This is a genomic window from Neorhizobium sp. DAR64862/K0K3 (assembly GCF_050500185.1).
Taxonomy (GTDB): domain Bacteria; phylum Pseudomonadota; class Alphaproteobacteria; order Rhizobiales; family Rhizobiaceae; genus Neorhizobium; species Neorhizobium soli.
On sequence record NZ_CP191450.1, the window covers coordinates 610205 to 629858 of the forward strand.

A 19654-nucleotide genomic window follows, 5' to 3' on the forward strand; every position below is an offset into this window, starting at 1 on the left:
GGAAGCAGTCTTGAGACGGCCACCGGCAGTGTGCCATCGAGATATTTGGGGCGTCGCCAACCTATCGAGTTGATGACGCTTGAGAGCGCAGTTTCATCCACCCGTTCAAAAGACGTAGCGGAAAAGCATGACGCCATAGGCAAGCGCGACAAGCGCAGTCACCCGAATGCGCAGTTTCCAATACCACTGCCGTGAAGGATCCGTAGAAAGGGTCCTGTGGTCGGCGATCAGCAAAAGGGCAAACAGCAACACCTGTACCAGCAGGGCTATCGGCAAAGGACTGGCAACCAGTGTCGCAAAGGCAATGAGAGCCAGCACGTTACTGGCGACAATGATCACCAGGTCGCCCCTGCCGGTTTGAGCGCTTCCCCAGAGGGCTCCGGCCATAAAGGATGCGATGACTGCCCCGTAGGACAGGAATGCGGGTGCCGTTTCAAAACCGAGAACGGTCGAGGGGGCAAATGCCAGCAGCCAGAACGGCAGGGCCCCGCAATAGGTCAGAAGCGTGGAGATGGTCCGCGGGGTCATTGTCATGGCGCTACCTTTACGATCTGTTTGAGCGCATCGCCAAGGGCCGCGGCGCTGAGGAACGCTGCCTCGACCCGCCCTGCGATGCACCAGTCTCCGCAAGCCGCCAATTGGGACACATCATCGAGAAGGAAAGCCTGTCCGGCCGGCCGATCGACATTGGCATAGCGCCAACGATGGATGGTTGCAGCCTCAGCCTCACTCGGGGAGATCGGAATATAGCGCTGGAGCGCCTCCAGCATCGTCCGACGAACATCTTCCAGTGGCTCCTCCAAATGATCGTCGGACCACTTGGCCGTCGCGTTGACCACCAGACAGGGGTCGTCAGGCCGTTCCGGCTTGGAATTGTTGCGGGAGATCCAGCCGATGACCGGATCATCGACACGGGCGGCAGCAAAGGGAAGCTTTGCATCCTCGGTCTGGCGAATCATCAGCGTGAAGCAGGCATTCATCCGGGTTTTTGCCAGCGCCCCGTGATGCGTAAACTCGTCAGGAAGAAGCAATGCCGACTGCGGGGCTGGCGCCGCTAAAACCAGCCAGTCGAACGGGCCCTCGCGGCGATCGCCGATTTTCAAGAACCACTTACCCGCCGTGCCGCTGATCGCCTCCACAGGCGCGTCGGTCTGGATATCAAGGCCTGCCGCCATCGCTTTCGCAAGCGCGTTCATCGAAGGGCTCCCGACATAACGCGTGGTGTCGCCCCCCGACAAAGCCGCGAGATCGCCGTCGGGCAGCGTTGCAAGCGCACCGGTCCAGGGCTGAATCACTCTGTCGGCCTGCGCCGTCTCCAGCGCTGCACGGAAACGTCCGTCCCTGATGGTGAAATACTGCGCTCCATGATCAAAAGTCACGGCATCGGTTCGCCGTGTCGCCATCCGTCCGCCGACGCCTCTGCTTTTCTCGAAAATCCTGACATCGGCACAGTCGGCCATGGCTCTGGCCAGAGTCAGTCCGGCGATCCCTGCACCGACAATGCCCAATCGTATTCGTCTTGCCATGTCTGTCGATCTCCGGCGGTGGCTGAGGCCATCAATGCCCCATAGGTTCCGCCGCCGCAAGCCGATCAGGCTGCGTCTCTGGTTTCCATCTTGGATGCGGCCTTGGTTGAATACTTGGGCGCTCGTGGGCGCAAGGTGCCCTATGTCGGGGATAGAGGGCACCCATCCAGCAGGTAGGCTGTGATGTAACCTATGCTTGCGGAACATCTGTGCAGATGGGATGGTTTGGCATTCTTCGCACTCGAGGTATCAGCCATGCTCATCAACACTACAAAGCACACGTCATGATGGAGCAAGTCACCGTCTGGTTTGACAGCGGCTGCCCGCTTTGCCGGCGCGAGATCGCGATGATCCGGAGGCTGGACCACCGCAATGCAATCCGCTTCATCGACGCCTGCGATCCCATGGCATCGTGTCCTGTCGATCGTGTGGAGATCCTGTCGCGGTTTCATGCCGAAGAAGGAGGCAAGCTTTTGTCGGGGGCGGCAGCCTTTGCCGCAATGTGGCGGGCGATACCCCTTTTGCGCCCGCTCGGTCTCATCGCAGGCTGGCCTCCCGCCACACCATTGTTCGAGATGGCCTATCGGGGGTTCCTGCGACTGAGGCCGTCTCTGCAGAAGTTTTTCCGGTGAGAGATACCGTGGTCACGGCGCTGTCTGAACGCGGCTCGCTGCCGACCGTCCCGGAAATTTGCCGATTAGCGCGGGGAAGCCAGGCACGCACTCGTCAAGAGCGTGCCTGGCTATGAAACCGGGTCGTTAGGCCAGCCAGAAGATGATCCCGGAAAGCGCAAAGCCAACGAGGCCCACCAACGTCTGCATCGCGGTCCAGGTCTTGAACGTGGTCTTGATGTCCATGTTGAAGAAGCGACCGACCAGCCAAAAGCCGGAATCATTGACATGCGACAGCATGACAGAACCGGATGCGACCGCGATGACGATCGCTGACAGCTGAATACCCTGATAACCGGCAGCCTGCACCGCAGGCTGCACCAAGCCAGCAGCCGTGATGAGTGCAACCGTCGCGGAGCCCTGTGCAACGCGCAGCGCGGTCGAGATCAGGAAGCCTGCCACCAGTATGGGCATACCGATATCGGCAAGCACATCCGACAAAGCATTGCCGATCCCCGAAGCACGCAGAACGCCGCCAAACATGCCGCCCGCGCCGGTGATCAGGATAACAGAGCAGACAGGTCCAAGAGCAGAGTCAACGATGCGCTCCACCTTGATCGGATCGCGACCGCGCATTGGCCCAAGAACGTAGCCGGCGACGAGAACCGAAATCAGAAGTGCGATTGGAGTAGAGCCTACGGTGCGGGCAAGCTGGAACCAGCTGGCATCCTTGCTGACCCATTCCTGTGCGCGCGCGAAATCGAGGCCGGTATTCATGAAGATGAGAACGAGCGGCAAAAGAAGAAGTGCAACGACGAGGCCAGGGCTCGGCAGGGAGATTCTCTCGTCGTCGGAGGATTGCTCATCAGTGACGTTGTCGGGCACCGGCAGGTAGATGCGTTTGCCGATCCAGCTTCCGAAAAAATGGCCCGCAACGACCCAGGTCGGGATGGCGACCAACAGACCGACGATGATCAGGAGTCCGACGTCAGCGCCCAGCAGTTCGGCTGCGGCGACGGGCCCGGGATGCGGCGGCACGAAAACGTGCATGCACGAGAAGGCGGTCGCGACCGGGATGCCGTAGAGAAGAAGGCTTCCGCCAAGGCGACGCCCTACCGTGAACATCACCGGAAGCATGACGACGAGGCCTGCATCGAAGAAGATCGGGAAGCCGAAGAACAGCGACGCGATGCCCAACGCCAGCGGTGCACGTTTTTCGCCAAATCGGCGGACGAGGTCATCCGCAAGAGCCTGCGCACCACCCGATACTTCCAGCAAGCGACCCAGCATGGCGCCAAGGCCGACAAGCAGAGCAACGCCCCCGAGGGTCGAGCCAAACGCGGACGTGAGGGTGGTAAGGATATTCCCCGCCGGAATTCCCGTCACGAGCGCGGTCAGGAAACTGACGAGAATGAGCGAGACAAAAGCGTGGATGCGAAACTGGATGATAAGAACCAGCAGCAGCGCAACGGCGCCAGCCGCAATGGATATGAGCGTACCCGCTCCCAGGGTCTGTTCGAACTCCGGCAAAATTATACTCCTACAGGGCTTAGCGGTTGTGTCTGCGCGATGTACGGAGGTATCGCCCAGAATGCAAACTCAACCTCAATCGACGTGCACGACCACGTTAGGGCCTCTGCTCAGAGCGGCTTGCAGGAATTGCCTGCGAAGGCTCTATTCAACTTGAAATCGAACGTTCAACCAGAACGGCTGGTCATCACGCAGTGTCAGTCGCGTCGCGCATTTGCCTGCATCCTGCGGCGAAACGCGGATGGCCGGTCGGCGAAGCGGTCGGTGAAAGCTTCGTAGAAGCGCGAGACCGAGCCGAAGCCGGATTCGAAGGCGACATTCGTGATCGACATGTCTGTCGAGATCAAAAGCGAGCGAGCCGTGTCCAGCCGGTGGCGGGCAATCGCCTGGTTCATCGTCTGGCCGACCGCCCGCTTGAACAGGCTCATGGCATAATTTGGATGAAGTCCCACATCCCGCGCCACGTGATCGACGGAAATATCGCCGAGGGCGTGTTCGGCAATGAAGCGCAACATCTGCTCCACATGACCGGCGCGCCCGCTGTCACTGGATGAGAGGCCGGCAATGGCAGGGGCGTGTTCGCGCAGATCCCGCCAACCTTCCCGTTCGATCCTCAAAACCCGGGCCGTGAGCTCGGTTCGGACGATCTCTGCCAGTCCCTCGTCACCCTGCAAGAGTTCCTCGCGCCATCTGAGAAAGACGTCCTCATCGAAAGGCCTGATAACGGTCGCTTCGATGACCGCACCACGGAAGACGGCATCCCGGAACCGGCTGAGAGTGGCAAGACCAAGAAAAACGGACATCGGAACATAGAGACAGACAAACCGCGTACCATTTTCGATCTCCGTCACCTGATGCGGAACCATTCCCCAGAAAAGGCAGAGACGGCCCGCGCCGATCGTCAATTCCCGCCCGTCGAACCAGTAGGTCATCTGGCCCTGGGTAAGAAAATTCAGTTCGATCTGACTGTGCATATGCGGGCCTGCCATCCGCTGCACGACAAGAGTTTCGCCGGCGCAGAACCGATGGTCGCCGAACACGACAAGCGGGTGCCGCGGATCGAGATCGGGATGTGCCGGAACCGATCCGTCCTGCGAAATGGTTGATGCGGCCTTATCCATCTTAGGATCCCGGAAAACATTCCCTGAAAAACGGTGGAACTCTACGGGTTTGTGGCGGAACATCAAGACGGGCTGGAGGAGCTCGATCGGTAAGGCTGAAATCTAGGACTTCATCCGGTTACCGATGGTCACAAGGGAGGAACACATGACCGTTCTAAGAAAGAGGCTGCTTGGCCTCGTATTGTCGACTTTTCTGATTGCGCCATCGGTTTTCGCGGGCGAAATCACTGTCAATTCAGACCATTCGGATCCCGTGCCGAAAAAGGCGATGGGCGATCTGATTGCCGCCTTCGAGAAGGCCAATCCCGACATCAAGGTCAAGTGGAACAATTTTGACCACGAAGGCTACAAGGCGGCTATCCGCAACTTCCTGACGGCCGATGCGCCCGATGTCGTCGCCTGGTATGCCGGCAACCGCATGGAGCCCTTCGTCAAGGCGGGACTGTTTGCCGATGTGAGCGACGTCTGGTCGGCCAATGGCTACGATCAGCAGATGAAGGCTGCCGTACCGTCGATGACGATCGACGGCAAGAAGTGGGGCATGCCCTATACCTATTACCAGTGGGGCATCTACTACCGTAAGGACATCTTCGCCGAAAAGGGGATCACCCCCCCAAAGAACTGGGCCGAGCTGATCGCCGCGAGCGCCAAGCTCAAGGCTGCAGGGATCACGCCCTTCACGATCGGCACCAAGGCACTCTGGCCGACCGGCGGCTGGTTCGACTATCTCAATCTTCGCGTCAACGGCTACCAGTTCCACATGGATCTGACGGCCGGCAAGGTTCCTTACACCGATCCCAAGGTAAAGGCCGTGTTCGAGAAATGGGCCGAGCTCGTCAAGCCCGGCTACTTCATCGAGAACCATGCGGCGATCGACTGGCAGGATGCAGTCCCGCAGCTCGTCCAGGGCAAGGCCGCCATGTATCTGATGGGCAATTTCGCCGTCGCCACGATGAAGGACGGCGGTCTGAAGGAAGAGCAGATCGGCTTCCTTCCCTTCCCTGAAATCACCCCCGGCCTGCCGAGGGCCGAAGAAGCGCCGACCGATACGTTCCACATTCCGGCCAAGGCGAAGAACAAGGAAGACGCCAAGAAATTCCTGGCTTACGTCGGCTCGGCCCAGGCACAGTCGACGATGAACGCCACGCTTGGCCAGCTGCCCGTCAACAATCAGGCTGAAAAGCCTAAGGACGTCTTCCTCGAAGCCGGCTTCACGATGCTATCGGGCGCCCAGGGTCTTGCGCAGTTCTATGACCGCGACGCCAATGCCGAAATGGCAAAGGCCGGCATGGAAGGCTTCCAGGAATTCATGGTCAAGCCGGACAAGATCGACGCCATCCTGGCGCGGCTCGAGAAGGTTCGCGCCCGCGTCTACAAGTAGCGCTTCCTCCCAGGAGACCGGGCGCAGCGACCGCAAGGTCCTGCGTCCGGCCGCAATCCTAAAAGAATCTGCAGGAGTATCGTCGTGAGCTATTCCGCAACGCAGCCGTCGCGCCGCTCTAAGAACAACAGGGAATGGCTCACGCCATGGCTGTTTCTCGCCCCCGGCCTTTTCATGTTCATCGTCTATGTCCTTTTGCCGATCTTCCAGTCGATCTGGATCAGCTTTCATAACTGGGACGGGCTTGGCGAAAAGGTCTGGATCGGGCTTGGCAACTACAGCGAACTTCTGGATGACGATTCCTTCTACGTTTCCCTGAAGAACAACGTCATCTGGCTGCTGCTCTATCTTCTGGCGATCCCTGCGGGCCTTGCCGTAGCACTTTTTCTCAACCAGTCGGTCACCGGGATCCGGCTCTACAAGTCGCTGTTCTTTTTCCCGTTCGTCATAAGCCAGGTCGTGGTCGGCCTGATCTTTACCTGGTTCTACGCGCCGGATTTCGGGCCGTTTTCGAAACTGCTGGAGTGGCTGACGGGCGAGCAGCTGGCGGTCCTGGCGGATGAGCGCTACGTCACCTACGGCATCATCATCGCCGGCCTGTGGCCACAGACGGCCTATTGCATGATCCTCTACCTGACAGGTCTCAACAACATCAATCCGGAACAGGTCGAGGCCGCGCGGATGGATGGCGCGAAGGGGCTCAAGCTTCTCTGGTACGTTGTCCTGCCACAGCTTGCGCCGGCGACATTCATCGCCATGGTAGTGACCGTCATCGGTTCGCTGCGCTCCTTTGACCTTGTCTCGATCATGACCGCCGGCGGACCTTACGGATCGAGCCAGGTTCTCTCCTATTTCATGTTCGAACAGGCATTGTCGGAATACGGTTTCCGCATGGGTTATGGCGCCGCCATCGCAGTCGTGCTGTTCCTGATCATGATGGTGTTCATCTCGCTCTTCATCGTGCGGATGCTTGTCCAGGAAAGGAACGCCTGATGTTCCCCTCCCCCATTCAGAACGCATCGCCTTGGATGCGGACCAGCTACAAGGTGCTCTTGCCTGTGTCGCTCGTCCTCTGGCTGCTGCCGCTGATCGGCGTCGCCATCACCTCGGTGCGGCCGGCGGGCGATCTTGCAGCCGGCAATTACTTCGGCATGCCCTCCGGTTTTGCCGGTGTCGAGAACTACACGGCCGTCTTCCGGGATTCTCCGATCGGTCTCTACATCCTGAACTCGTTCAAGGTGACGATCCCGACGGTCATCGGCGCGGTCGGTATTTCCTGCCTGACCGGGTTTGCGCTGGCGGTCTATCGCTTCAAGGGCAATCTCGTCCTGTTCTTCATGTTCGTCGCGGGCAATTTCATTCCGTTCCAGATCCTGATGGTGCCGGTCCGCGACCTGACACTGAAACTCGGCCTCTACGACACCGTAACTGGACTGGTCCTTTTCCACGCAGCCTTCCAGACCGGCTTCTGCACGCTGTTCATGCGCAACTTCATCAAGGGCCTGCCTTTTGCCCTCATTGAATCCGCGCGCGTCGAAGGCGTGTCCGAATGGAAAATCTTTCGCCACATCGTGCTGCCGCTGATGCGGCCGGCGATCGCCGCCCTTTCCGTCCTGATCTTCACCTTCGTCTGGAACGACTATTTCTGGGCGACCGTCCTCGTGCAGGGCCAGCACGCCATGCCTGTCACCGCCGGCCTCTATTCGCTGAACGGCCAATGGGTTGCCGCCTGGCATCTCGTGTCCGCCGGATCGATCATCGCGGCTCTCCCGCCGGTCGCCATGTTTTTCCTGATGCAACGGCATTTCATTGCCGGCCTGACACTTGGAGCAACCAAGGGATGAGTGACATCGTAACTGTCGGCTCGGGCGATTTCGCACTCAGCCTGCGCCTGCCCGAAACCGGAATGCCCGAAATCCTGGCCTTAGGCCGACCGCCGGTTGTCGCCGATCCGCTGTTTGAGATCGAACGGTCGAGCCGTATCAACGGCATGGACATCGCCGTCCCCTCGGCCGTCCTGTTGCCATCAGGCGGAATGGGCTTTTTCGGCTGGCCGGCGATTGCAGGCCACCGCGCCGGCCGCGATTTCATTCTCGCCTTCAGCGGCTGGTCGGTTGCACGGAACGGAGCACAGACCGTGCTTTCGGCAAGCGACCCGGTCGCGCGGATCGAGATCTCCATCGCGCTTACGGACCATGCTGCCGGCGTGCTGTCGATCGCAACCCGGCTCTCCAATGCAGGCGATACCGACTACCAGCTCGACCGCTGCATGGCCGCGAGCTTCCTGGCGCCATCAGGTGAGACAACGATCACCAGTTTTACCGGCTCATGGGGCCGTGAGTTCCAGACGCGTCGCGAAACGCTCGGCAATGGTCTGTGGATGCAGGAAAACCGCCGCGGTCGCACCTCGCATGACCGGTTGCCGATGCTGTTCGTCGAAGGCGCTGACCAGCGTTTCGGCGTCACGCTCGGCTGGAGCGGCAATCATCAGGTCGCCATCGACCGGACCGATGACGGCCAACGGCTCGTCCATCTCGGCGAACTTTTCGAGCCCGGCGAGATCATTCTCGCGCCGGGCGAGAGTTACGAAAGCCCGGTCGCCTATGCCGGGCCGCATAGCGAGGCATTTCATGCCTTCGTCCGCACCGAGCTTGTCCAGTGGCCGGGCGGCTCCATGCGCCCAAGGCCTGTCACGCTCAACACCTGGGAAGGCAACTATTTCGACCACCAGCTCGACTCGCTTCAGGCGCAGGCTTCTGCGGCTGAAGCACTCGGCATCGAGCGTTTCGTTCTGGACGACGGATGGTTCGGCAAACGCGACGACGACACGACGAGCCTTGGCGACTGGGATATCGACCCGCGCAAATATCCGAACGGACTGAAACCGCTCGTCGATCACGTGACAAGCCTTGGCATGCAGTTCGGCATCTGGTTCGAACCGGAAATGGTCAATCCCTTGTCCGACCTATTTACCGCCCACCCGGACTGGGTGCTGCAGGTGGAAGGGCGGCCCCTGCTCGCGTCCCGCAACCAGCTCGTGCTCGATCTCACCCGGCGGGACGTCTCCGACTATCTGTTTTCGAAGATTGATGCGGTGCTTAGCGGCCACGCGGTTTCCTATGTCAAATGGGACATGAACCGCGACCTGACCCATAGCGGCGGTCGCGACGGCAGGGCGAAGACCGCCGCCCAGACACGCGCCGTCTACGCGCTGATGGATCGCGTTCGCGCCGCTCACCCCGATGTCGAGATCGAAAGCTGCGCGTCGGGCGGTGGCCGGATCGATTATGGCGCGCTCGCCCGCACCCATCGCGTCTGGACATCGGACTGCACCGATGCGCTGGAGCGGCTGGAAATCCAGCGCGGCGCCTCGGTTTTCGTACCGCCGGAAATCCTCGGAAGTCACATCTCCGCAGACCCCAACCACCAGACCAACCGTCGCCATTCCCTGAGCTTCCGGGCGCTGGTGGCGATGGCCTATCATTTCGGCGTCGAACTCAACCCGCTGGAGCTCTCGGCAAAAGAGCGCGCCGAACTGGCGCTCTGTATTGAGACCCACAAGCGGCTTCGCCCTCTTCTGCATGCGCCCGGCGCCAATTTCCGGCTTGAGCCGATCGACGGCCGTTATGTCTGGGGTGCCGCCAGCGCTGAAAAGATCGTCGTCATCGTTGCGCAGGGACCGCAGATGGTGGGCGAACAGCCCTCTCCGCTGCGATTGCCCGAACAGATCACGCGCTTCCGCGGAACCTGGCGCATCGAGACCGTTCTGCCCGAAGAGCCCGAGTTCATCCGCATATCGGACGGTCAGAAGCGCCTGCTTTCGGGCGAGATCACTTTCGATTTGGCGAATGCCGGTCTTGCTGGCCTTCCCTTGCCGATGCTTCGGCCCGAAAGCGCCCTGCTTCTTGAACTAACACCTAACCATGGGAGACAGATGCGATGAGCGACGTCAGCCTGCGCGCCGTCAAGAAAAGCTTTGGCGCCGTCAATGTCATCAAGGGTGTCGATCTCGATATTGCCGATGGCGAGTTCTGCGTTTTCGTCGGCCCGTCCGGCTGTGGCAAGTCCACGCTGTTGCGGATGATCGCCGGCCTGGAGAAGATTTCCGAGGGCTCGCTGTCGATCGGCAGCCAGGAGATGACCGACGTCGGCCCGTCCGAGCGCGGTGTCGCCATGGTGTTTCAGTCCTATGCGCTTTATCCGCATATGACGGTTGCGGAAAACATCGGTTTTGGCCTGAAGATGACGGGCCATCCGAAGGCCCTGGTCGCAGAGCGCACAGCCTATGCGGCAAAGATGCTGCAGCTTGAGCCGCTGCTGCAGCGCAAGCCGGGGCAGTTGTCGGGTGGTCAGCGCCAGCGTGTTGCAATCGGCCGTGCGATTGTCCGCAATCCGGACGTCTTCCTGTTCGACGAACCGCTCTCCAATCTGGATGCGGCGCTGCGCGTGCAGATGCGCTCGGAGCTCTCGAACCTGCATCAGGATCTGAAGGCGACGATGATCTACGTGACCCACGATCAGGTCGAGGCGATGACCATGGCCGACAAGATCGTCGTGCTGTCGGCAGGTCGCATCGAGCAGGTCGGTGCGCCGCTCGAGCTCTATCACCGGCCGAAAAACCTGTTCGTCGCCGGTTTCATCGGTTCGCCGAAGATGAACTTTCTGACGGTTCCCGTGACACCCGGCGAGAACGGCCGCGTCACCGCAAGCCTTCCCGGCGGCGCATCGCTTTCGCTCGACACGCACGGCGCCTCAGTGAAAGGCGGAACGATGACGCTGGGCGTCCGCCCCGAACATCTGGATGCGACCGGCAATGGCGATATCGTTCTCGAAGGCCGCGTGAAGCTCGCCGAACATCTCGGCTCCGAGACCCTGTTCTTCGTTTCGCTCGCCGATGGTTCTGAGATTGCGGTCAAGGCCGACGGCCTTGCAAGCCAGCGCGCGGGCGACCCTATCCGCATCGGCATTCCGGCCAGGGCCTGCCATCTGTTCGATACCGACGGCCATGCCGTCGTCAATGGAGATCTCACACGATAATGCTTGGCGTCTGCTACTATCCGGAACACTGGAACGAAGACCGCTGGGAAACCGATGCGCGGCGCATGCGCGAACTCGGCATTTCCTTCGTGCGCATCGGCGAATTCGCCTGGTCACGGCTTCAGCCGAGCCGCGGCAGTTTTGACTTCGCATGGCTCGACCGGGCGATGGACGTTCTGACGAAGGCTGGCCTCAAGATCGTGCTGGGTACGCCGACGGCGACACCGCCGAAATGGCTGATCGACGAATATCCCGAGATTCTCCCCTATGACGAACAGGGGCGTCCGCGTGGTTTCGGCTCGCGGCGTCACTACACCTTCTCCTCGGAAACCTGGTGGCGCGAGAGCGCCCGCATCGTCGAGGCGGTCGCGAAACGGTACGGCGACCATCCGGGTCTCGTCGGCTGGCAGACTGACAACGAATACGGCTGCCACGACACGACGCTGTCCTTTGGACCTGAAGACCTGAAGGCATTCCGCCGCTGGCTGCGGCTGCGCTACCAGTCTACCGAGCAGCTCAACGAAGCCTGGGGCTCGGTGTTCTGGTCAATGGAAGTCGCGAGCTTCGACGACGTCGCGCTGCCGAACCTGACCGTGACCGAAAGCAATCCGGCGACGCGGCTCGATTTCTGGCGTTTTCACTCGGAGCAGGTCGCAGCCTATGACGCAATGCAGTGCGAGATCATCCGCCGGCATTCGCCGGATCGCTGGATCACCCATAACTTCATGGGCTTCGTTCTCGATTTCGACCATTTCCAGGTGGCTGACAATCTCGACCTCGCCTCCTGGGACAGCTACCCGATCGGCTTCGTCGAAAAGTTTCCGTTCTCGGAGGCGGAGCGCAATCGCTGGGCCGAGACGTCGCATCCGGATATCGCGCCGTTTCACCACGATCTCTATCGCGCGGTGGGCCGTGGCCGGTTCTGGGTGATGGAACAGCAACCCGGCCCGGTGAACTGGGCGCCCTGGAACCCGATCCCGAAGCCCGGCATGGTGCGCCTCTGGACCTGGGAAGCGCTGGCCCATGGCGCAGAAGTCGTCAGCTATTTCCGCTGGCGGCAGGCACCCTTCGCTCAGGAGCAGATGCACGCGGGTCTGAACCTTCCCGGCCTAGACGAACTTTCGCCCGGCGGCCGCGAAGCTGGACAGGTAGCGAGCGAGCTCGCCACTTTCGGAACTCTGCCGGAAACACAGACGGCTAAAGTTGCTGTTGTCTTCGATTACCAGAGCTACTGGACGACGGTGATCCAGCCGCAGGGCAAGGACTTCCGTTACGAAGAACTGACCTTCCGCTGGTATGAAAGCCTTCGGCGCCTCGGCGTCGATATCGACTTCGTGCGCCCCGGCGCGCCGCTGGATGGCTACGCGCTGGTTATTTTGCCCTGCGTCACGGAAATATCCGCGGATCTGGAGAGGGAACTCCGCCAATTCGACGGTGTAGTCCTGATCGGCCCCCGGACCGGATCCCGCACCCGCAATTTCACCATTCCCGACAATCTGCCGCCCGGTCCGCTCTCCGATCTCACCGGCCACCGCGTGTTGCAGGTCGCGACACTGAGGCCGGGCCTTGCCCAGCCTGTGAAGGGACAGGTCTCGGGAGCGGCGATCCGCTGGCGCGAAGATATAGAAGCGACCGGCGATGTTCTTGCCCGCTTCGGCGATGGCATGCCGGCCCTCACCAGCAAGGAGAAGATCCATTACCTGGCCTGCTGGCCGGATGAGTCACTCCTTGCCGCAACGATGAGCCTGGTTCTGGACGCTGCGGACATCCCCACGTTCGAGCTGCCGGAACATGTTCGTATGCGGCGACGCGGCGAGCTCGTCTTCGCGTTTAACTACGGTGCGGAGGACTGGACGGTTCCAACCGGGATCCGCATCGTGCTCGGCGAGCGCACTCTTCGCCCGTATGAGGTTGCTGTCTGGCGGGCGTGAGCGAGCCAGACAGCAACCAAACACGCGCCTGCCAAACGGTTGCTCGGGAGCTGAACGGGCCCTATGGAACGGTGCGGAACTGACCGAAATGATGCGAGCGGATCTCCACTACGACATTCGCTGAGCTGTATCAGGATTCCGGCTTAGGCCGGTTCGCGGCAGGGTGTCGACCCGACATCCTGTTTCGATCTTCAGGAATGCCAGATGGCCCGCATCAACGGATGCTGAAGGGGAAATATTTCGCGTTGATGCTGTCATAGACTTCGCCAGCCTGAAGCTCCGCCAGGGCCGCATTGATCTTTGCCGTCAACGCAGCATCGTCCTTGCGGAAAGCGATGCCCGCACCTTCGCCGAAGATCGATGTGTCCTTGACGTCGGTGCCAACGAACTTGCAGCAACGTCCTTCGTTCGTGTTCGTGAGCCAGTCGTACACGGCAAGCTTGTCTTCAAGCATAACGTCAACGTCCTCGTTTGCCAGCGCCTTGTAAAGCTCCGGCGAGGAGCGAAACACCGTTGTCTCGGCGCTTGGGAAAAACTTCTTGATGTATGCCTGCTGTGAGGTCTCCGCCGCGATGCCGACGCGCAGGCCCTTGAGGCTTTCGTCCGATATGGTGGTCAAGACCGAGTCCTTGCGTGCGATAAAGACGGAGGGACTGTCGTAGTATTTGTCCGAGAATGTGACGAGTTTGCGTCTCTCTGCACTCATCGACATGGACGATACGATCATGTCGTATTTGTTCGAAAGCAGATTGGGGATCATGTCGGTCCATTCCTGGACGACCAGTTCGCAGGAAAGCCGTGCCGTCTCACAAAGGGCCTTGGCGATGTCGACGTCGAAACCCTGCAGTTGACCGCTGGAGTCCACGTAGTTGAAGGGAGGAAAGCCTCCCTCAAACGCAACCTTGATCTTCTGATCTCCTGCCCGGTCGGCAGCGACTGCCTCTCTAAGGTTATGTGTGGGCAAAAGGAGCAACGAAGCAGCTATACACAGTGTGATCAGCGCTCTAGGGTTCATTTTCGGCATCTGGCTCTCTTCTTGTCGTCCGGGCTCGATTCCCGTGTCGGGAATATTAGAACATACAAGGATTAAGAGCTTCTCTCGCATGCTTGTCAGCAGCCGACCAGAAGCTCATCTTGACCCCGGCCGTCTCCGGCATTGCGTGTTTTCGTCATCAATCGCGAATGCTTCAATTTTGAGACATGCTTTAAAAGCATTTCGTAATTAATCCCCTCTACACTTCCCTGGGCGAGGGGAGATTCCGTGTCTTCAAACTGGGTGTTTTCATTGTTGACGCGACTGTCGGCTCGTTCGTCGTCGCAGTCGGTTTTGATCCTGCTGACCGGAACCGGTCTTGCAATATTAGGGCTCGTTGTTCTCGCAGCCATTTGGGCTGGAAGTGAAAGCGACTCTGCGGCGCGCGACAGGCAACGAGAGCTGGTTGACGGCAGGCTGCAAAATCAGGTCGACCGCGTTGCACAGGATATGCAACTGCTGGCGGAAGGCTATGCTTCATTCTTATCTCCCGGCTCTCCGGACAGCGGCACCGAGATATCCAGAAGTGCGTCGATCCAGACGTTTGGTCGGATCGCCACATCCGTCTTTGGCTACAGCGCCGTTTTTCTGATTTCGCCCGATGGAGAACTCGCACTCCAGCCCGACCCCGATAGCGTGCGTCGTTTCAAATGGGTTCGTCCCGTCCTTTGGCCAATGATCGCGGCCGTCACAAAAGGCCTGGAAACCGATGGGCAGCACGCTCCCGCTCCCCAAAAGAACCAGGTGGAGTTGCTCCGGCTGGAAGGCAGGCCCTCGATTGCGGGCATCGTTCCGGTGGTTCATCAGGTGCAAGATGATCCAGGTAAGGTGAAGGCGGAATACTATCTGATCGCCATCCGGTTCCTGGACGGCCCGACGCTCGATATGTTGAGCAGGGAGCAGGGTCTCGCGGGGGCACGTTACGCTCGCACAGCGGATTACGAACCGGGTGAGGTCGCGTTCCAGGTGGCGTCCACCCGCACGGCAGAGCCCATCGGATTTATCGTCTGGAAACCGGACCTGCCTGGTTCTCGCGTTATCGCGCGTCTCCTGCCCTTCCTGTCTGCCGCCGGACTTGTCGTCACCATCTTGTTTTCCGCCCTGCTGCTGCGCCTGCGCTATAGCCTGAAACAACTCGCTGCTAGCGAGACCCATGCGCGGCATCTTTCCCATCACGACGTGCTGACCGGTCTTCCCAACCGCGCTTTGTTTGCGACAAGACTTGAGCAATGTCTTACCGAACTCGGGACACAAGACCGCGAGACTGTCGTCGCGCTGATCGACCTCGACCGATTCAAGCAGGTCAACGACGTCTACGGTCATCTCGCTGGCGATGAACTGTTGCGTATCGCCGTAGAGCGGATGAGGTCGCTTCTTCGGCCTGGTGACACACTTGCGCGTTTCGGCGGCGACGAGTTTGCCCTCCTCATCCCCTCTCTCGGCCACAACCGAAGCATCATCGGTTTGTGCAACGAGATCATGGCGCGCATCAGCGACCCGTTTCATCTTGTGAACGGTACTGTCGTTGTCTCTATCGGCGGCTCCATTGGATACACGGCCCCTGAGGGCGCGTTTACCACTGCCCGGGAACTCCTTCGTCGGGCAGACGTCGCACTCTACGATGCCAAGGAAAGTGGCCGCGGCCGCGCGGCAGAATACAAAAGCTCACTGGATACCCGCGCAAACGAACGGACCGAACTGCGGAACGAACTGCGCATCATGCTCGAAAGAGATGAAGGTCCGGGTGACACGCAACGGGTGATCCGCGACAACCGGGTAGGTCATCTGGAAGTTTTTGCTCAAGGCGTCCATCAGGCAGACAGGTCAGGTGATGTTACAGGTGCGGAAGCTCTTGTCCGATGGCGCCACCCGACAAAGGGGCTTCTATCGCCTGACAAGTTTATTCCGATTGCTGAAGAAGCCGGGATGATAAACCAGCTCGGCCGATGGGTCTTGCTCACGGCGGCCGCCGCTGCTGCGTCCTGGCCGGCTCATCTCTCGATTGCCGTCAACGTCTCGCCGTCACAAATCGGACAGCGCAACTTTGCCCAGATGGTTCTGTCGATTCTGAGGGATTGCGGGCTTTCGCCGGATCGCTTGGAGCTTGAAGTAACAGAGGCTGCCATTTTCAACCTCGACGAAGGCGCGGCCGAGAACCTGAACCTACTCAGGTCACGCGGGGTGAGAATTGCGCTCGACGATTTCGGCACCGGCTTTTCGTCGCTGAGCCATTTGATCGACCTCAAAATCGACCGCGTAAAGATTGACAGGTCCTTCGTCCAATTGCTGGGCTGCAAGGCAGAAGGTGCCGCCATCGTCTCCGCTATCGCCAGTCTGAGCCGGACATTGGGCAAGGCAACAACGGCCGAGGGGGTCGAAACCGAGGAGCAGAGGGAGTTCCTGATCGCAGCGGGATGCGACGAGCTGCAAGGTTACCTTTTCTCGCGACCCATACCGATCGAGGCCTTCGGCCACCAGGTGCGGCCGAGCCAAATACGCCTCTCGTTATAAACGGAACACGAACGGTGGCAGAATTCCATCGGTCGTTTCGGATCTGCCACAACTCTCGACAGTCGATGACGTCTTGCCTACAACGGATCAGGTCGTATGTTGTCTTGCTAACGTTACGGCGCGCGAAACAACTCCTGAGGAGGAAAGCTGGAATGAATTTCTTCCCGAGGATGGCTTTGGTGGCCGTCGTCTTGCAGTTGGGTCTCGGTCATGCGCGAGCAGACCGTCCTGATCTGGATCAGTCGGTGATGGTGTTCGGTGGCGCTATGGTCGATGAGAATATGCTCGACGCTGCCAACGTGTTCGGTTCTGACTACGAAGATAACGCGTTGATTGGGCTGGGGTACCAGGTGTTCCCATACCAGTTTGGGACGTTCAGCTTCGGCCTGGAGGCGGGTCTTGCTGGTCGGTTCGGCCAGAGCACGAGCGGCGAGGTGTGGGGCGGTGTCGTGGGCCGACATGACGGCGTCAAGCTTGGTCCTGTGCGTGTCGCGCCATCGTTCACGTTCGGCCTTAGCCATGTCACCAAAAGCCAGAAAGGTCGGGAGCGGGATCACGAGCAGGAACGGGACGGCAACGCCCGCACCCTGTTCTACCTTGGGCCTGAGCTGAGCCTTTCGAGCGACAAGCTCCCGAACACGGAAGTGTTCTGGCGGCTCCACCATCGCTCAGGCGCATGGGGAACGCTGGGCGACATGCACGGCGGCTCGAACGCCAATGTCGTAGGGGTCCGGTACAAGTTCTGACAAAAAAGGTCCGTATCAGGCTCAGCCTGATCGCATGGCCTGACGTTGGAAATGTCGATCGGCAGATGCCGGCGGCAGATCACACTGACTTTGGGAACAGTGGAGTCACATTCGTGGCTGCATTCCCGGTGGCGGGTTGGAGCTTGTTTGCGGTCGCCTTATCGAGGCCGTGCAGAATCTTGGCCAGCCCTTCGGCCTGACGATAGTAGTCCGGTTTTTCAGGAAGGGTCAGGTCGAACTCGCTGCTGATCCGAGCAATCAGATCCATCGCTCTTGCAGCAAGCCGGGCGTAACCCTCAATGCGGCGCTCGAAAAAGCCGTCATGCGCGGGTTTCGACAAATCGAGGCTTTCGAGAGCGTTCTCGTGGTTGCTAACACGGTTTGAAAACCACAATATCTCTTCGCCAAGATCCGCCCCGAAAAGTTGCCAGTCCGCGTCGTCAGGAAGGATCAGCACTGGTTCGGGAAGATGGAACGCGAACTCCTCCTGGTCCATAGGATTGAACTCAGGCCGGTCATGGACGGCTGCATAGGCGGCCCCAACGTAGTCATCGAGCGCCAGCATCGTTCGCATTGCAAGGCTGCGCGCGTTCCGGTTTGTCTGTCCCGGACGGACGAGAACGCCGAGTTTGTGGATGGACCGACTGGCGGATCCCAGAGCAAAGCTACCAGCGCCAATCAGCGCTCCCAACGTCATGAAACCTTGCGTTGTGCCGAAGAAATCAATCACCGAGTACCTCGTTAAGTAAGCCCGTCGTGGAGTCGACTGAAGAGTAAAAACCGGAATCGTTCCAACTGACAGTCTGCACCGAAGCGTGCAGAAAACAAACGTTACCGTTCCAGTTTGATGAGATTTTCAAGATGGAGCGGGCTTTACCGGCAATAGATGTGATGCCGAGCAGCCGTGTTCAAGTCTGCGGGCGATGCCCATCCTTCAGCGCGGGGCCTACGTCATAGAGGTTCTCCATGTCTTCTGGACGAGGCATTGTCACGAGAAACAGGCTTCGTCGCCGGCAACAAGAACCGCGTCCATGCGTTATCGTCGCAACGGTCTCATGGTAACTGCGAATAGATCGATAATGGAGACGACGATGGTGGCGGGTGTATTTGACGTTACGCAACTCAACTTGATCAGAGACGCGCACCTCGACTGGTGCGCCGTTAACACCGTTGAGCCGACCAGCGTGTTGGGGGAGGAAGCGGTTGCCTATCTGTTGAGGGCATATGGCGCTGGCTGCGACAGCCCCCAAGAGATGATCGCGTCCCTCGATCGTCACATCAGCGAACGGGCGAGCCACGTACAGCTGGGATCGCCTGCTATACCATCATCCGGCGACGAACGTTGAGACCAGCGGCTGAGGCAACGCTGCCCGGCGACCGACCACGCAATCTCGTGTGTAAGTCTTAGACGATCGTTCGAGCGCCGGTCACAAGGCTTTGCCTTCCAAACGGGCCCGCAGTGTCGCGTTTTCTGCTTCCAGCTGATGCAGTCTTTGACGAAGGGGTGCTACCGCTTCCTCGACCTGCTGCTCGGTATAGCGCGGGATGATGTGTTGCGGGCAGTTCCAGTCGTAAGCCTCGAGCCGAAGCTTGAATAACCGCTCCGGCCTGCCTTTGTAGGTGGGATCGGAGACCAGATCGGTAAGAGCCTGATCGGCATCGAGCGTTAGCCGCACGACATGTGCGTAGATTTTGAGCCGGGCTCGTCGGACGTAGTCCATCAGGAACAGGCAGGCCCGGTCGTTGGCTGCGAAATTTCCTGCACTGATGTACTGGCGGTTACCTCGATAGTCGGCAAATGCCATGGTTCGAGGATCGACGACCTTCAAAAAACCAGCTCTCCCTCCACGGTGTTGAACGTATGGCCACCCGGTTTCAGACACCGATGCCATGTAGAAGCTGTCGCGCGAGGCGATGAAGGCGATTTCGTTTTCCGTGAATGTATCTGAGGGGCGGTCGTGGTTGCCCAACCATATTTGATCCGCACCCATATCCGCCTGTGCGGCTCTGACGCTCGGCGTCACGGCGACTTCCAGGAAATGATACGGCACGTGAACCCCCATATTCAGGCGGGCCCGCATGGTGACCGGACGGTGCGGCGCCGCGGATCGGACTATAGCTCGACCAAATCAAAGATTGGAATGCTCATTCTTCCGGCCGGTGGACATTCCGGCCGCAGTTGATCGGGATCACACTCTTCGGTTCGTCTCTATCGATGCACGCTTTC

The 19654-nt window shown here is 59.7% G+C and carries 16 protein-coding genes; 9 read left to right on the top strand and 7 right to left on the bottom strand.

All coding sequences use genetic code 11. From position 1 onward, the window contains the following. Nucleotides 1-105: 105 nt before the first annotated feature. Together ACQY1L_RS19665 and ACQY1L_RS19670 are read right to left on the bottom strand one after the other, a co-directional pair. Nucleotides 106-534 (bottom strand): DUF3429 domain-containing protein, encoded by a 429-nt coding sequence (locus ACQY1L_RS19665; protein WP_092662963.1) that lies wholly within the window; start codon nucleotides 532-534, stop codon nucleotides 106-108. Beyond that, a complete protein-coding gene (locus tag ACQY1L_RS19670) occupies nucleotides 531-1526 on the bottom strand; it encodes an NAD(P)/FAD-dependent oxidoreductase (protein ID WP_430245728.1) in 996 nt (331 codons plus the stop codon). Before ACQY1L_RS19670 ends, ACQY1L_RS19665 begins: the two co-directional genes overlap by 4 nt. Nucleotides 1527-1741: 215 nt before the next feature. Here ACQY1L_RS19670 and ACQY1L_RS19675 point away from each other — a divergent pair, with 215 nt between their 5' ends. Then, nucleotides 1742-2158, top strand: a complete 417-nt coding sequence (locus tag ACQY1L_RS19675; RefSeq protein WP_430245983.1) for a thiol-disulfide oxidoreductase DCC family protein — start codon at nucleotides 1742-1744, stop codon at nucleotides 2156-2158. A gap of 126 nt (nucleotides 2159-2284) precedes the next feature. Here the strand turns inward: ACQY1L_RS19675 and ACQY1L_RS19680 are convergent, their stop codons facing one another. Both ACQY1L_RS19680 and ACQY1L_RS19685 read right to left on the bottom strand, forming a co-directional pair. After that, nucleotides 2285-3667, bottom strand: a complete 1383-nt coding sequence (locus ACQY1L_RS19680; RefSeq protein WP_062459880.1) for a GntP family permease — start codon at nucleotides 3665-3667, stop codon at nucleotides 2285-2287. Nucleotides 3668-3864: 197 nt separating this feature from the next. After that, entirely contained in the window at nucleotides 3865-4788 is a 924-nt protein-coding gene (locus tag ACQY1L_RS19685; RefSeq protein ID WP_430245730.1) for a helix-turn-helix domain-containing protein, read from the bottom strand. A gap of 145 nt (nucleotides 4789-4933) precedes the next feature. On the opposite strand from ACQY1L_RS19685, the gene ACQY1L_RS19690 reads away from it, so the two are divergent. The 6 genes from ACQY1L_RS19690 to ACQY1L_RS19715 all read left to right on the top strand — a co-directional run bounded on the left by ACQY1L_RS19690 (nucleotide 4934) and on the right by ACQY1L_RS19715 (nucleotide 13137). Next, nucleotides 4934-6169, top strand: coding sequence for an ABC transporter substrate-binding protein (locus ACQY1L_RS19690; protein ID WP_430245732.1), 1236 nt, complete (start codon nucleotides 4934-4936; stop codon nucleotides 6167-6169). A gap of 84 nt (nucleotides 6170-6253) precedes the next feature. Next, entirely contained in the window at nucleotides 6254-7162 is a 909-nt protein-coding gene (locus ACQY1L_RS19695) for a carbohydrate ABC transporter permease (RefSeq protein WP_430245734.1), read from the top strand. After that, nucleotides 7162-8013, top strand: coding sequence for a carbohydrate ABC transporter permease (locus ACQY1L_RS19700; protein WP_113166532.1), 852 nt, complete (start codon nucleotides 7162-7164; stop codon nucleotides 8011-8013). The genes ACQY1L_RS19695 and ACQY1L_RS19700 overlap by 1 nt, the downstream gene beginning before the upstream one ends. Further along, on the top strand, nucleotides 8010-10112 hold the full coding sequence (locus tag ACQY1L_RS19705) for an alpha-galactosidase (RefSeq protein ID WP_430245736.1): 2103 nt from the start codon (nucleotides 8010-8012) through the stop codon (nucleotides 10110-10112). The genes ACQY1L_RS19700 and ACQY1L_RS19705 overlap by 4 nt, the downstream gene beginning before the upstream one ends. Next, nucleotides 10109-11206, top strand: a complete 1098-nt coding sequence (locus tag ACQY1L_RS19710; RefSeq protein ID WP_430245738.1) for an ABC transporter ATP-binding protein — start codon at nucleotides 10109-10111, stop codon at nucleotides 11204-11206. Before ACQY1L_RS19705 ends, ACQY1L_RS19710 begins: the two co-directional genes overlap by 4 nt. Continuing rightward, nucleotides 11206-13137: a beta-galactosidase gene (locus ACQY1L_RS19715; RefSeq protein WP_430245740.1), complete on the top strand. Its 1932-nt coding sequence runs from the start codon at nucleotides 11206-11208 to the stop codon at nucleotides 13135-13137. The genes ACQY1L_RS19710 and ACQY1L_RS19715 overlap by 1 nt, the downstream gene beginning before the upstream one ends. Nucleotides 13138-13351: 214 nt before the next feature. Here the strand turns inward: ACQY1L_RS19715 and ACQY1L_RS19720 are convergent, their stop codons facing one another. Further along, complete coding sequence (locus ACQY1L_RS19720; protein WP_244508841.1) at nucleotides 13352-14161, bottom strand: transporter substrate-binding domain-containing protein; 810 nt, start codon at nucleotides 14159-14161, stop codon at nucleotides 13352-13354. Nucleotides 14162-14398: 237 nt separating this feature from the next. On the opposite strand from ACQY1L_RS19720, the gene ACQY1L_RS19725 reads away from it, so the two are divergent. Next, on the top strand, nucleotides 14399-16681 hold the full coding sequence (locus tag ACQY1L_RS19725; protein WP_430245742.1) for a putative bifunctional diguanylate cyclase/phosphodiesterase: 2283 nt from the start codon (nucleotides 14399-14401) through the stop codon (nucleotides 16679-16681). A gap of 152 nt (nucleotides 16682-16833) precedes the next feature. Next, a complete protein-coding gene (locus tag ACQY1L_RS19730) occupies nucleotides 16834-17427 on the top strand; it encodes a hypothetical protein (RefSeq protein ID WP_430245744.1) in 594 nt (197 codons plus the stop codon). Nucleotides 17428-17506: 79 nt separating this feature from the next. On the opposite strand, the gene ACQY1L_RS19735 is transcribed toward ACQY1L_RS19730, so the two are convergent. Continuing rightward, nucleotides 17507-18157, bottom strand: coding sequence for a hypothetical protein (locus ACQY1L_RS19735; protein ID WP_192087379.1), 651 nt, complete (start codon nucleotides 18155-18157; stop codon nucleotides 17507-17509). Between the two features lie 697 nt (nucleotides 18158-18854). Beyond that, nucleotides 18855-19478 (bottom strand): pyridoxamine 5'-phosphate oxidase family protein, encoded by a 624-nt coding sequence (locus ACQY1L_RS19740; RefSeq protein ID WP_430245746.1) that lies wholly within the window; start codon nucleotides 19476-19478, stop codon nucleotides 18855-18857. Between the last annotated feature and the right edge of the window lie 176 nt (nucleotides 19479-19654).

Bases quoted from the DNA above. Each gene is read 5' to 3' on its own strand.
- ACQY1L_RS19665 (WP_092662963.1), bottom strand. From the start codon at position 534: ATGACAATGACCCCGCGGACCATCTCCACGCTTCTGACCTATTGCGGG.
- ACQY1L_RS19670 (WP_430245728.1), bottom strand. From the start codon at position 1,526: ATGGCAAGACGAATACGATTGGGCATTGTCGGTGCAGGGATCGCCGGA.
- ACQY1L_RS19675 (WP_430245983.1), top strand. From the start codon at position 1,742: ATGGGATGGTTTGGCATTCTTCGCACTCGAGGTATCAGCCATGCTCAT.
- ACQY1L_RS19685 (WP_430245730.1), bottom strand. From the start codon at position 4,788: ATGGATAAGGCCGCATCAACCATTTCGCAGGACGGATCGGTTCCGGCA.
- ACQY1L_RS19690 (WP_430245732.1), top strand. From the start codon at position 4,934: ATGACCGTTCTAAGAAAGAGGCTGCTTGGCCTCGTATTGTCGACTTTT.
- ACQY1L_RS19700 (WP_113166532.1), top strand. From the start codon at position 7,162: ATGTTCCCCTCCCCCATTCAGAACGCATCGCCTTGGATGCGGACCAGC.
- ACQY1L_RS19705 (WP_430245736.1), top strand. From the start codon at position 8,010: ATGAGTGACATCGTAACTGTCGGCTCGGGCGATTTCGCACTCAGCCTG.
- ACQY1L_RS19710 (WP_430245738.1), top strand. From the start codon at position 10,109: ATGAGCGACGTCAGCCTGCGCGCCGTCAAGAAAAGCTTTGGCGCCGTC.
- ACQY1L_RS19715 (WP_430245740.1), top strand. From the start codon at position 11,206: ATGCTTGGCGTCTGCTACTATCCGGAACACTGGAACGAAGACCGCTGG.
- ACQY1L_RS19720 (WP_244508841.1), bottom strand. From the start codon at position 14,161: ATGCCGAAAATGAACCCTAGAGCGCTGATCACACTGTGTATAGCTGCT.
- ACQY1L_RS19730 (WP_430245744.1), top strand. From the start codon at position 16,834: ATGAATTTCTTCCCGAGGATGGCTTTGGTGGCCGTCGTCTTGCAGTTG.